This window comes from Acidovorax sp. CF316 (assembly GCF_000276605.1).
Classification (GTDB): domain Bacteria; phylum Pseudomonadota; class Gammaproteobacteria; order Burkholderiales; family Burkholderiaceae_C; genus Acidovorax.
In genome coordinates, this window is sequence record NZ_AKJX01000211.1 from 1 (window position 1) to 11,736 (window position 11,736).

General features: G+C 67.1%; 16 protein-coding genes. 3 read left to right on the forward strand and 13 right to left on the reverse strand.

Features of this window, described 5'->3' with window-relative positions; translation table 11 throughout:
* Both PMI14_RS26035 and PMI14_RS26040 read right to left on the reverse strand, forming a co-directional pair.
* The coding region (locus tag PMI14_RS26035) for a hypothetical protein (protein ID WP_007859043.1) at positions 1-579 on the reverse strand (579 nt) is incomplete at its 3' end.
* Complete coding sequence (locus PMI14_RS26040) at positions 521-1,288, reverse strand: SURF1 family protein (RefSeq protein ID WP_007859045.1); 768 nt, start codon at positions 1,286-1,288, stop codon at positions 521-523. The genes PMI14_RS26035 and PMI14_RS26040, both read right to left, overlap by 59 nt.
* 15 nt (positions 1,289-1,303) lie before the next feature.
* On the opposite strand from PMI14_RS26040, the gene PMI14_RS26045 reads away from it, so the two are divergent.
* The gene (locus PMI14_RS26045) at positions 1,304-1,537 is read left to right on the forward strand and encodes a twin transmembrane helix small protein (RefSeq protein ID WP_007859046.1); all 234 of its coding nucleotides are present in this window, start codon (positions 1,304-1,306) and stop codon (positions 1,535-1,537) included.
* Between the two features lie 63 nt (positions 1,538-1,600).
* Here PMI14_RS26045 and PMI14_RS26050 read toward each other — a convergent pair whose 3' ends face one another.
* The 8 genes from PMI14_RS26050 to PMI14_RS26080 form a co-directional block, all read right to left on the reverse strand.
* Positions 1,601-2,482 carry a cytochrome c oxidase subunit 3 gene (locus PMI14_RS26050; protein ID WP_007859047.1) on the reverse strand — a complete coding sequence of 294 codons (882 nt, stop codon included), beginning with the start codon at positions 2,480-2,482 and terminating at the stop codon, positions 1,601-1,603.
* 79 nt (positions 2,483-2,561) lie between these two features.
* On the reverse strand, positions 2,562-2,768 hold the full coding sequence (locus PMI14_RS26055; protein WP_007859048.1) for a DUF2970 domain-containing protein: 207 nt from the start codon (positions 2,766-2,768) through the stop codon (positions 2,562-2,564).
* Positions 2,765-3,391: a cytochrome c oxidase assembly protein gene (locus tag PMI14_RS26060; protein ID WP_007859049.1), complete on the reverse strand. Its 627-nt coding sequence runs from the start codon at positions 3,389-3,391 to the stop codon at positions 2,765-2,767. Before PMI14_RS26060 ends, PMI14_RS26055 begins: the two co-directional genes overlap by 4 nt.
* 27 nt (positions 3,392-3,418) lie before the next feature.
* Positions 3,419-3,538, reverse strand: coding sequence for a cytochrome oxidase small assembly protein (locus tag PMI14_RS35655; protein WP_007859051.1), 120 nt, complete (start codon positions 3,536-3,538; stop codon positions 3,419-3,421).
* 5 nt (positions 3,539-3,543) lie between these two features.
* Entirely contained in the window at positions 3,544-5,175 is a 1,632-nt protein-coding gene (gene ctaD / locus PMI14_RS26065; protein ID WP_007859052.1) for a cytochrome c oxidase subunit I, read from the reverse strand.
* Positions 5,176-5,205: 30 nt separating this feature from the next.
* A complete protein-coding gene (gene coxB / locus PMI14_RS26070) occupies positions 5,206-6,375 on the reverse strand; it encodes a cytochrome c oxidase subunit II (protein ID WP_007859053.1) in 1,170 nt (389 codons plus the stop codon).
* Positions 6,376-6,435: 60 nt separating this feature from the next.
* On the reverse strand, positions 6,436-6,972 hold the full coding sequence (locus tag PMI14_RS26075) for a DUF2244 domain-containing protein (protein ID WP_007859054.1): 537 nt from the start codon (positions 6,970-6,972) through the stop codon (positions 6,436-6,438).
* 89 nt (positions 6,973-7,061) lie between these two features.
* Positions 7,062-7,970 carry a hypothetical protein gene (locus tag PMI14_RS26080; RefSeq protein ID WP_007859055.1) on the reverse strand — a complete coding sequence of 303 codons (909 nt, stop codon included), beginning with the start codon at positions 7,968-7,970 and terminating at the stop codon, positions 7,062-7,064.
* Positions 7,971-8,009: 39 nt separating this feature from the next.
* On the opposite strand from PMI14_RS26080, the gene PMI14_RS26085 reads away from it, so the two are divergent.
* Entirely contained in the window at positions 8,010-8,783 is a 774-nt protein-coding gene (locus tag PMI14_RS26085; protein ID WP_007859056.1) for a phosphoribosyltransferase family protein, read from the forward strand.
* Between the two features lie 52 nt (positions 8,784-8,835).
* A complete protein-coding gene (locus tag PMI14_RS26090) occupies positions 8,836-9,357 on the forward strand; it encodes a tRNA (cytidine(34)-2'-O)-methyltransferase (protein WP_007859057.1) in 522 nt (173 codons plus the stop codon).
* Here PMI14_RS26090 and PMI14_RS26095 read toward each other — a convergent pair.
* From PMI14_RS26095 to PMI14_RS26105, 3 genes are all read right to left on the reverse strand, one after another.
* Positions 9,345-10,286 (reverse strand): LysR family transcriptional regulator, encoded by a 942-nt coding sequence (locus tag PMI14_RS26095; protein ID WP_007859059.1) that lies wholly within the window; start codon positions 10,284-10,286, stop codon positions 9,345-9,347. The genes PMI14_RS26090 and PMI14_RS26095 overlap by 13 nt on opposite strands.
* 62 nt (positions 10,287-10,348) lie before the next feature.
* The gene (locus tag PMI14_RS26100; protein WP_007859061.1) at positions 10,349-10,813 is read right to left on the reverse strand and encodes a MaoC family dehydratase; all 465 of its coding nucleotides are present in this window, start codon (positions 10,811-10,813) and stop codon (positions 10,349-10,351) included.
* A 75-nt stretch (positions 10,814-10,888) separates the two neighbouring features.
* Entirely contained in the window at positions 10,889-11,506 is a 618-nt protein-coding gene (locus PMI14_RS26105; protein ID WP_007859064.1) for a ParA family protein, read from the reverse strand.
* Between the last annotated feature and the right edge of the window lie 230 nt (positions 11,507-11,736).

Sequence of the window (11,736 nt, forward strand, 5' to 3'; positions counted from 1 at the left end):
GGCGGGCGCCAGCCAGCCGGCCACGGCCTCGGGGGCCAGGCGCAGCACGGTGGCCTGCTGCAGGGCCGGTGCCAGCAGCGGCGGCGGCAGGGCGGCGTCGTTGACGAGCCAGACCCACTCGACACGGTCCTTCTCGCGGCCCAGGGTTTCGCGCAGTTGGCGCTGCAGGTACAGGTGCTTCTGGCAGGGCTCGTTGCAGTCGCCACCGGCCACGCTGACCAGCAGCCACTGGCCCTTGAGCGAGGCCAACGGCACGGGCTTGCCCTCGAGCGAGGTGCCCACCAGCTCGGGCATGGTGCGCTGGGGGTTGATGAGCTCGCCGTAGACGCGGCGGCCCTCGGGCCGGATCACGTAGTAGGTGAAGTACGAAGCGACCACCGGGGCGGCGCAGATCAGCAGCACGCCGAACATCTTCAGGCGGCCATGGCGCGTGCGCTGGCTGCCGGCGACGGCATCGCCCGCCTCGGGCAGGCTGTGCACCGTGAGCCCCAGCGGGTGGGCCGCGCCGTTGCCGGGGCGCTCAGGCGCCTGGCTGGCGGCGTGGGCGAAGGAAGCGTCGGACGATTTGGAACCAGACATAGAGAAGTGCAATCAGGCCGCAGAGCCCGAACCATTGAAATGCGTAACCGTAGTGTTTGTCGACGCCCGCGCCGATGACGGGCCAGTCGCGCAGCAGCCCTTCGGCGGCAACCCCGGTCTGCAAGACCGTGAGGGGCGCCAGCGCAAGGCCCGTCTCTGCCCCGAAGGCAGCCAGGTCGAGATTTTGCCGGATGCGGGAAGACCCCTTGGCGCTGTCGCCGCCCTCGAACTCGTACAGGCGCGAAGGCGGCAGCGCCACGCGGCCCGCGACCTGCACCACGCCTGCATCCGTCTGCACCGGCGGCAGCTGCATGCGGTCCTGGAAATTGCGCGGCGCCCAGCCGCGCTGCACCAGCACCACGGCACCGGAATCGACCAGTTGCAGGGGCGTGATCACGAAGAAGCCGGGCCGGCCCTGCATCTGCCGGTTGTCCAGGTACACGGTGTGCTGGGCCAGCCAGCGGCCCTGCAGGGCCACGGCGCGGTGCACCAGGGCCTGCTGCGCCTCGGCAGAGGCCGGGGCCAGCAGCGCCTGGCCGCCGATGGCCGGCTGGCGCGTGCGCTCGTCGATGCGGGCCTGCAATGCCTCTTTCTCGGCCGCGCGCGAAAGCTGCCAGCGCCCGAGCGAGGCCGTGGCCAGCATGCCGGCCAGCGCCGCCAGCAGGATCAGCCAGAAAAGCGGGCCCAGGGCGCGTTGCGTGTGGGTCACGGGATAATGTGTTCCATGAAATACCTCGTTGTGCTGGCCTTCATCGCCATCCTGGCCAGCCTGGCCTCGGCCCTGTTCTTCATGATGCGCGGCGGCAAGGATGCCAGCGACGACAAGGCCAAGGGCCACCGCATGGCGTGGGCGCTGGCCATCCGGGTGGGGCTGTCCATCGCACTGTTCCTGTGCATTCTCGTCGCATGGCAACTGGGCTATATCCAGCCCACCGGCCTGCCCGCCAGCACACGCTGACCCGATCCGCCTGGCCGGCACAAAAAAAGCGCCTCGCGGCGCTTTTTTCATGGGTGCCGGACATTACATCCAGTAGACCAGCACGTACAAGCCGAGCCAGACCACGTCCACGAAGTGCCAGTACCAGGCAGCGCCTTCGAAGCCGAAGTGCTTCTCGGGGGTGAAGTGGCCCTTTTGCAGGCGCAGGGTGATGAACAGCAGCATCAGCATGCCCAGGAACACGTGGAAGCCGTGGAAGCCGGTGAGCATGAAGAAGGTGGAGCCGAACACGCCCGAGCTGAGCTTGAGGTTCAGGTCGGTGTACAGGTGGTAGTACTCGTAGCCCTGCACGCACAGGAAGACGAAGCCCAGCAGCACGGTGGCCCACATGAAGGCGATGGTCTTGCCGCGGTGGTTTTCGCGCAGCGCGTGGTGGGCGATGGTCAGCGTCACGCCCGAGGTCAGCAGCAGCGCGGTGTTGATGGTGGGCAGCCAGAAGGGGCCCACGGTCTGGAAGGGCTCGACGATGCCGGCGGGCGAGGCCGTGGCGCCGGCGGCGATGCTGGGCCACACGGCCTTGAAGTCGGGCCACAGCAGCGCATTGTCCAGGCTGCCCAGGGCCGGCACCGAGTGCGAACGCGCCCACCACAGGGCCGAGAAGAAGGCGCCGAAGAACATCACCTCCGAGAAGATGAACCAGCTCATGCTCCAGCGGTACGACAGGTCGATCTTGTGGCCGTACAGGCCGCCTTCGCTTTCGCGGATGGCGTCGCCGAACCACTGGTAGAGCACGAACAGCCACCAGACCAGGCCCAGCGCCAGGGAGTACTTGCCCCAGTCGTGGCCATTGATCCACTGGCCCGCGCCCAGGATCACGAAGAACAGGCCGGCAGCCGCCATCGCCGGATGGCGCGACTCGGCGGGCACGTAGTAGTACGGTGTCGTTCCGGGGGTTGATGCACTCATTTCAGCTCCTGAATCTCAAAATCTTTTGTTATCGGTACTCGTGGGGACGCTCGGTATCTGTCTTGCCTATGCCGCGCCGTCACACAATAAAATTCACCAGGGCAATCAGCCCGATCACCAGCAGGAACACCGCGACCAGCCCAACCACGATGATGTGCACCGGGTTGAGCTTCTCGACGTCCTGCGCATATTCGCTGCCCTTGCGCATGCCGACGAAGGACCAGGCCACCGCGCGGATGGTGCGCAGCAACGAGCCCTTGCGCTGCACCGGCGAGGGGGCGCTCATGATCCGGCTCCTTGCGCAGGGTGCTGCAGCACGGGGGCTGCCGCCGTGGATTCGGGCGCCGCGGGCGTCTTGCCGCCGACTTCGAAGAAGGTGTAGGACAGGGTGATCGTCGTGACGTCCTTGGACAGCCGCGGGTCGATCACGAAGGCCACGGGCCATTCCTTTTTCTCGCCGGGCTCCAGCACGTACTGGTTGAAGCAGAAGCACTCCAGCTTGTTGAAGTGCGCTGCCGCCTGGCGCGGTGCGTAGCTCGGGATGGCCTGGGCGGCCATGCGGCGGTTCTGCACGTTCTGGAACTCGTACATCACCGTCGTCAGCTCGCCGGGGTGCACCTGCACCGAGCGCTGGGCGGGCTTGAAGTCCCAGGGGCCGCGCGCATTGGCGTCGAACTCGACGGTGATGGTGCGGCTCTTGTCCACCTGCGTGTTGGCGGGCACCTTCACGTCCTTGCCGGCCACGCCGTTGCCGGGCACCTGGCGCTCGGACAGCGACAGGATGTTGATCCCCGTCATCTCGCAGATGTGCTTGTAGATGGGGATCAGCACGTAGCCGAAGGCGAACATGCCGGCCGCGATCACGACCAGCTTGCCGACCATCTTGGCGTTTTCGCGGCGCAGGTTCATGGCGTGGGTCCAGGGCCTTCTACTGCTTCAGCGGGAGGACAGCAGGACCATCTTGACCATGAACCCGATGAAGAAGGCAGCAGCGATCGACGCCAGGATCAGGCCCAGGCGCAGGTTGCTCTTCTTCTGTTCGGGGGTCGTGGGCATAGTCTTCAGCCGATCACGCGGGTCGCGGTAGCGTCCAGCTTAGGCGGGGTCTCGAAGGTGTGGAACGGTGCGGGCGATGGCACTTCCCATTCCAGGCCCTCGGCGCCGTCCCATGGCTTGGCGGGAGCAGCCGCACCCTTGCCCATCATGGCGGGCAGCACCACGGCCAGGAAGAAGTACACCTGCATCAGGCCGAAACCGAAGGCACCCACCGAGGCGATGGCGTTGAAATCGGCGAACTGCATGGGGTAGTCGGCGTAGCGGCGGGGCATGCCGGCCAGGCCCAGGAAGTGCATCGGGAAGAAGGTGATGTTGAAGGTGATCAACGAGCCCCAGAAGTGGATCTGGCCGCGCGTCTCGGAGTACATGTGGCCCGTCCACTTGGGCAGCCAGTAGTACACGCCGGCGAACATCGAGAACAGCGAGCCGGCCACCAGCACGTAGTGGAAGTGGGCCACCACGTAGTAGGTGTCCTGCAGCTGGATGTCGATCGGCGCCATGGCCAGGATCAGGCCGGTGAAGCCACCCATGGTGAACACGAAGATGAAGCCCACGGCGAACAGCATGGGGGTCTCGAACGTCATGGAGCCGCGCCACATGGTGGCGATCCAGTTGAAGATCTTCACGGCCGTGGGCACCGAGATCAGCATGGTGGCGTACATGAAGAACAGCTGGCCGGTCACGGGCATGCCGGTCGTGAACATGTGGTGGGCCCACACGATGAACGACAGGATGGCGATGGACGAGGTGGCATACACCATGGAGGCGTAGCCGAACAGCTTCTTGCGCGCGAACGCGGGCACGATCTGGCTCACGATGCCGAAGGCCGGCAAGATCATGATGTAGACCTCGGGGTGGCCGAAGAACCAGAAGATGTGCTGGTACATCACCGGGTCACCGCCGCCGGCGGGGTTGAAGAAGCTGGTGCCGAAATGGCGGTCCGTCAGCGTCATGGTGATGGCGCCGGCCAGCACGGGCATCACGGCGATCAGCAGGTAGGCGGTGATGAGCCAGGTCCAGGCGAACATGGGCATCTTCATCAGCGTCATGCCGGGGGCGCGCATGTTCAGGATGGTCACGATGATGTTGATCGAGCCCATGATGGACGAAGCACCCAGGATGTGCATGGCGAAGATGCCGGCATCCATCGAGGGGCCCATCTGCAGCGTCAGCGGTGCGTACAGCGTCCAGCCGGCAGCCGGTGCGCCGCCGGGCATGAAGAACGAGCCCACCAGCATCGCTGCGGCAGGGATCATCAGCCAGAAGCTGAAGTTGTTCATGCGCGCGAAGGCCATGTCGGATGCGCCGATCTGCAGCGGGATCATCCAGTTCGCAAAGCCCACGAAGGCCGGCATGATGGCGCCGAACACCATGATCAGGCCGTGCATGGTGGTCAGCTGGTTGAACAGCTCGGGGTTGACCAGTTGCAGGCCGGGCTGGAACAGCTCGGCGCGGATCAAGAGGGCCAGCACGCCGCCGACCATGAGCATGGTGAAGGCGAACAGCAGGTACAGGGTACCGATGTCCTTGTGGTTGGTGGCATACACCCAGCGGCGCCAGCCGGTGGGGCCATGGTGGCCATGGTCGTCGTGTGCGTGGTCGCCACCGTGCCCGTGGTTGTCGAGAACTGCGCTCATTGTGAATTCCTCAATACGTTGGGGCGGTGATTACTTGCCACGCTGGGCGACGATTTCGGCGGGCTGCACCAGCTGGCCGGTCTTGTTGGACCAGGTGTTCTTGGTGTAGCTGACCACGGCGGCGATGTCCGTGTCGCTCAGCTGGCCCCAGGCGGGCATGGCACCGTTGGCCGCGCCCTTGAGCACGATCTGGATCTGCTTGGCATGGTCGGCATCGAGCACCACGGCCGAGCCGTCCAGCGGCTTGATCGGGCCTGCGCCCTTGCCGTTGGCCTGGTGGCAGGCGGCGCAGTTGGCGGCATAGACCTTCTCGCCGCGCTTGAGGATGTCCTCCAGCGTCCAGACCTTGGTCGGGTCGTCGAGCTTGGCGGCGGCCTTCTTGCGCTGGTCGGCCACCCAAACGGTGTAGTCCTCGGCGGACACGACCTTCACGTGGATGGGCATGTAGGCGTGTTCCTTGCCGCACAGCTCGGCGCACTGGCCGTAGAAGTCGCCGATCTTCTCGGCGCGGAACCAGGTGTCGCGCACGAAGCCGGGGATCGCGTCCTGCTTGATGCCGAAGGCGGGCACCATGAAGGCGTGGATCACGTCGTTGGCGGTGGTGATGATGCGGATCTTCTTGTTGACCGGCACCACCAGCGGGTTGTCCACCTTGAGCAGGTAGTCGGCGGGCGCGTCGGCGACCTTGCCGCTGTCGGACATCACGCGGTGGCTGCTGTCCAGCGTGGAGATGAAGGCCAGGCCCTCGCCCTCGCCGGTGATGTAGTCGTAGCCCCACTTCCACTGGTAGCCCGTGGTCTTGATGGTGAGGTCGGCGTTGGTCGTGTCCTTCTGCGCCACCAGCACCTTGGTGGCGGGCAGGGCCATGAGGATCACGATGATGAAGGGGATGATGGTCCAGACCACTTCGACGGTCACGGACTCATGGAAATTGGCGGCCTTGGCGCCCTTGGACTTGCGATGCTTCCAGATGGAATAGAACATCACGGCGAAGACGGCTACGAAGATCACCGTGCAGATGACGAGCATCATCCAATGCAGGAAATGCTGCTCCTCGGCAATCTTGGTGACCGGAGGATGCAGATTGAGCTGGTTGACTGCGGGACCGCCAGGCAGGTCTTGAACGGCATGGGCCACGCCGCCTACCCATGTACCGGCAATCAGCAGCAGAGAAGCCAGCTTATTGGAAATGCTCTTCATAGTTCTCACTTACTTCTAAGCCTCAAATTAACCAATCCCTGCTGGCGCGCCTGCGTGGGGTCAGGCTGCGCGCAAGGCCATGCGGATCTCCGATGCCAGGGCCGGTCGAAGCTCGGGGCGCACATAGCGCCCCACCTCCACCGATCGGCCCTGTGCAGACAAGGTGATCAGCGACCGGTCGCCGGTCTTGGGTTCTACGCGAACCCAGCTCCGGTCGAATTCGGCGCGCTCGAGCTTGCCTGCTGTCTCCAACTCCACCACCAGGCGCGAGCCCTGCAGTGAAATCCTCTCGCCATCGGCCGCATGACGTCCGTACATGGCGAATGCCAAACCTACAACTGCCATCTCCAGCCATGCGAAGGGCATGACCAGACGGGCTCCGAGCATCCAGAAGAACGTTGCAATGCCCAGTGAAACCGAACACAGCGACAGGTACATCCAGCCCATCTGCGCGGGGGTGACCGAGCAGTTGCGGGCCAGGCGCCAATCGATGCGCTGACCCGAGACAGTGGCAAAACGAAAAACCAAGCCTGTCACCGGAGGTGCCCACAAGACTGCCGGCTGCAGACCACACCAGGAAAGCCACTGGCGCAGCATGCGCAGCCCGCCACGTTGCGCGGGAAGATGCCCGAAATCCCAATAACCCTGAATTGTAGCGTGCCTTGTTCCATGTCATTGACACGCAGCTACCCGGTACTTCTACCTGTACCGGTGGCCAGCATGGCGCGCATGTCCTGCAGCGAGACCGCGCTGCTGGCGCTCATTTTCAGGCGCGGCGCGGGCTTGAAGGCATGGCCGTAGATGATCTCGAAAGTCAGTGCCAGCTGCCCATCCTGCGCCGGGTCGGCCAGGTGCTGCACCAGGGCGGCGTGCAGGCGCTCGCGCCAGCCGCGCCCGCGCAATGCGCCGAAACGGCCGGGGTGCAGGTTGCAGCCCAGTTCGCGCAGCTCCTGCAGCAGGCGCTCTGGCGTCGCGAAGGTGAGCGTGATGCGCTCCATGTCCATCACCGGCTCGGCAAAGCCGGCGTGCACCAGCATGTCGCCCCAGTCGTGCATGTCGGTGAAGGCATGGCCGGCCGGCGGCCAGCCCATGGCGGCGTACACGCCGTGCAGCTCGCGCGCGGTGTCGGGCCCCAGGCACGAGAACATCAGGTAGCCATCCGTCGCCAGCGCGCGGTGCCACTGGCCGATGAGGGCCTGTGGGTCGGCCGCCATGTGCAGCGCCATGTTGGCCCAGAGCATCTGCACGCTGGCGTCGGCCGGCAGGCCGAACTGCGGCGCCGGGCCGGTCCAGCGCGCCGGACTCCACCAGGGCCGGGCCAGCGCCTGCTCGGCCACGGGCACGCAGTGCGCCCCGGTCTCGGCCACCTGGCAGGCCGCCTTGGGATAGCGGGTGCTCACCAGCGCATGGCCCTGCAGGCCGCCGCGCACGGGGTCCCAGTGGCACCAGGACGCGGGGGCCTGGCGTATCCACTGCAGGCGGTCCTCCATGCGGCGCGCCACCTCTTCATGGAGCCAGGGGGCGGCGGCGGGCGCGGTGGCATGCCAGCGGGCCGCGGCAAGGGGGTCGATCGTGGGGGGGCGCTCTGTGGGCATGTCGTAGGAACCGGCGGGGTCCAACGAGTATATTGACTCATGCAGTTCAAGGCGTTCACGGGGCTATCCAGGCGATGGGGGCTGGGCCGCGGGCTCGGCGCGCTGGCAGGCGCCCTGCCCAGCCAGTGCGCCGTGTGCCACGCCTGGCCGGCCACGCGCATCTGCCCGGCCTGCACGGCCCGCTTCGCGCAGCAGGTGCCGCGCTGCACGCACTGCGCACTGCGTGTGCCCGAAGGCGTGCAGGTGTGCGGCGCCTGCCTGCGGGCACCACCGCCGCTCGACCGCTGCCTGGCCGCAGTGGACTATGCCTACCCCTGGTCCGGGCTGCTGGCCGATTTCAAGTTCCGCGGCGACCCCGGCTGGGCCGCCGCACTGGCGGCGCTGGTGCACAGCACCCCGGGCCTGGCGCCCGCGCTCGACGCGGCCGACCTGGTGCTGCCCATCCCTTTGTCAGCCGAGCGGCTGCGCGAGCGCGGCTTCAACCAGGCCCTGCTGCTGGCCCGGCAGCTGGCGCCGACCAAGGCGCACCCCGGCCTGCTGCTGCGCCTGCACGCGGGTGACACCCATGCACACCAGGCCCAGCTCACGCGCGCCGAGCGCTTGCGCAACCTGCGCGGCGCCTTTGCGGTGGAGCCCGCGCAGGCCGCCGCCCTGCGCGGCCGGCAGGTGGTGCTCGTCGACGATGTGATGACCACCGGCGCCACGCTGCATGCCGCCGCCACCGCGCTGCGCGGGGCCGGCGTGGCAGCGCTGTGCGCCGTGGTGTTCGCACGCACCGAGGCGCCGGGCGACGGCGCCGCGAGCCCTCCGTAATTTGTTACAACCCTCGGCCGCAAAGCGCGTGGTTCGCAGCAAAATACCAGGCATGTTCCATATCGTCCTGGTCGAGCCCGAGATTCCGCCCAACACCGGCAATGTGATCCGGCTGGCGGCCAACACAGGCTGCACGCTGCACCTCATCGAGCCCCTGGGTTTTTCCATGGAAGACCGGCTCATGCGCCGCGCCGGCCTGGACTACCACGAGTACACGGCCGTGCTGCGCCACGCGGGCTGGACGGCTTTCTTGCGCGATGCCCAACCCGACCCGGCGCGCATGTTCGCCATGACCACGCATGGCTCGCAGGACCTGTTCGACAACTGCTTCTTGCCCGGCGACTGGCTGGTGTTCGGCGCCGAGACGCGCGGCCTGCCGCCCGAGCTGCGCGAGACCTTCCCGCCCGCCCAGCGGCTGCGCCTGCCGATGATCGAAGGGCAGCGCAGCCTGAACCTGTCGAACGCGGTGGCGGTGTCGGTGTTCGAGGCCTGGCGGCAGAACAGCTTCGGTGCCGCGGGCGCCTCGGCACCGGCCCCGCTGGCGGCCGAGCTGGCGATGGTTCAACCAGGCTGATAGCGCTGGTCGGCGATGGCCTGGGGCCCCTGCTCTGACATGAAGTCCAGGAACACCTTGGTGCGAGCGGGCAGCATGCGGCCCGAGGGCAGCGCCGCATACACCGTGTAGCGCGACACGATCCATTCGGGCAGCACCTGCACCAGCTCGCCGCTGGCCAGCTGCTCCTCGATCAAGAGGCGTGCCGTCACCGCCACACCCGCGCCGTCGATGGCCGCGCGCAGCAGCACGCCGTTGCTGTCGGACTGCAGCACCGCAGGCGCATCCACCTCCTGCCAGTCGCCGTCGCCCACGGCCGGGTGCAGGCGCAGCTTGCGCCCGCCCCCCATCTCGGAGCGCGCGGGCGCGCCCGTGTCGCGCAGGTACTCGTGCTGCAGCAGGTCCATGGGCACCTGGGGCACGCCTTTGCGCGCGAGGTATTCGGGCGACGCCACGACGATGGCCTCGCCATGCATGAGCGCGCGGGCCACGATGTTGGCGTCGAAGTCCTCGCCCGCCACCATGATGGTCACGTCGAACTCGTCGATGCGGCGCAGGGCCAGCGCATCCACGCTGATGTCCAGCATCAGCTTGGGGTAGCGCGCATGCCACAGCGCCGTGAGCGGCGCGAGAAAATTGGTGGTGAGCACCGGCGGCGCCACGATGCGGATGGTGCCGCGCAGGTCGCGCGTGCTGGCCACGGCCTCGGCCTCGGCGTCGTCGATTTCGCCCAGGATGCTGCGCACGCGCTGCAGGTAGACCTCGCCCGCATCGGTGAGCGCCACCTTGCGCGTGGTGCGTTGCAGCAGGCGCGTGCCCAGGTGCTGTTCCAGCTCGGCCACCATGCGGGTGACCACGGGGGGCGACATGTCGAGCGCGCGCGCGGCAGCGGCAAAGCCGCCCTCATCGACCACGCGGTCGAAGACTTTCATGGCTTGCAGGCGGTCCATGGCTCAGCCCTCCTGCCAACAATGAGAGGACGCCGGGTGAAAGGGCGCCGGGCGCCCTGCCCTCAAGGCGCTGCGCCGTAGTTGCGCGCCAGGGATTCGGCCACGCACACGGGCTTGTCGCTGCCCTCGCGCTCCACGGTCACCAGCCAGGTCATCTGCATGCCATCGGGTGCCAGTGGCTCGGCGGCCTGCAAAGTCAGGCGTGCGCGCACGCGGCTGCCCACCGGCACCGGCGAGGTGAAACGCACCTTGTTCAGGCCGTAGTTCACGCCCATGCGCGCGCCCTCGATGGACAGGCCCGACTCGAAGAAGCGCGGAATCAGCGACAGCGTGAGAAAGCCGTGCGCAATCGGCGCGCCGAAGGGCCCGGCTTTGGCACGCTCGGGGTCCACATGGATCCACTGGTGGTCGCCCGTGGCCTGGGCGAACAGGTTGACCTGTTCCTGCGTGATGGTGATCCATTCGGTCACCGCGACCTCCTGGCCCACGCAGGCGCTGACTTCGGAGTAGGAGCGGAAGATTTTCATGGCCCCAATGTAGCGCCGGGCCCCGCCGTCCCATGTCGGCCGAGTGACAGGTACTAACCCTCATGCGTCCAGCACTCATTCGTCCAGCCATGTGCAAATGCCCTGCCACTGCTCCAGGTCGCGCGCCACGCGGCCCGGTGCCACGTCGAACAACGTGAGCCCGTGCGCCGCCAGGTGGATGTAGTTCTGCGTGTCGCGCAGGTAGCCCAGCACCGGAAACCCGAGGTTGTCCACGAACTGGTGCAACTGGTCGGCCGCGCGCGTGCGCGCATCCACGCGCATGCCCACGATGCCCACCTGCACGCCGTCGGCGCGTTTGTGCTCGGTCAGCTGGTCCAGGAAGCCGCGCGTGGCGAAGATGTCGAACACGCTGGGCTGCAGCGGCACGATGATCTTGTCGGCCAGCTTGAGCACGTCGGTCAGGCGCCAGCCGTGCAGGCCGGCCGAAGTGTCGAGCACGGCATGCGTCGTGCCCTTGGGCGGCTTGCTGATCACGTCGGAGCTCACGTCCCACACCCCTATGGGCCGCGCAGCCGGCGGGCGCAGGCCCAGCCACAGGCGCGCGGACTGCTGGCGGTCGGTGTCGCCCAACAGCACGGGGTGGCCCTGGCGGGCGTAGTAGCCCGCCACATTGGTCGACAGCGTGGACTTGCCCACGCCCCCCTTCGGGTTGGCAACGACGATCACTGGCATCACGAAACTCCTGGCGTTGGGTCTGGCAATGAAATCGGCTGGAAAGAAGTGTGCACCGGGGTGCGGCTCTGCGCCATGCTACCCAAACGATAGCAAGGCGCAAGGCATTTAGGTCTGCAGGGCGCCGCGAGTGAGCCCCCTGCCCGTAAAAACTGGCGCGCCCGAGGCCAGTGCCCCCGTGCAAGGGCCGCCCCGCCGCACTGGGGGCGTCCCCCTCCCGACTCGCGCAG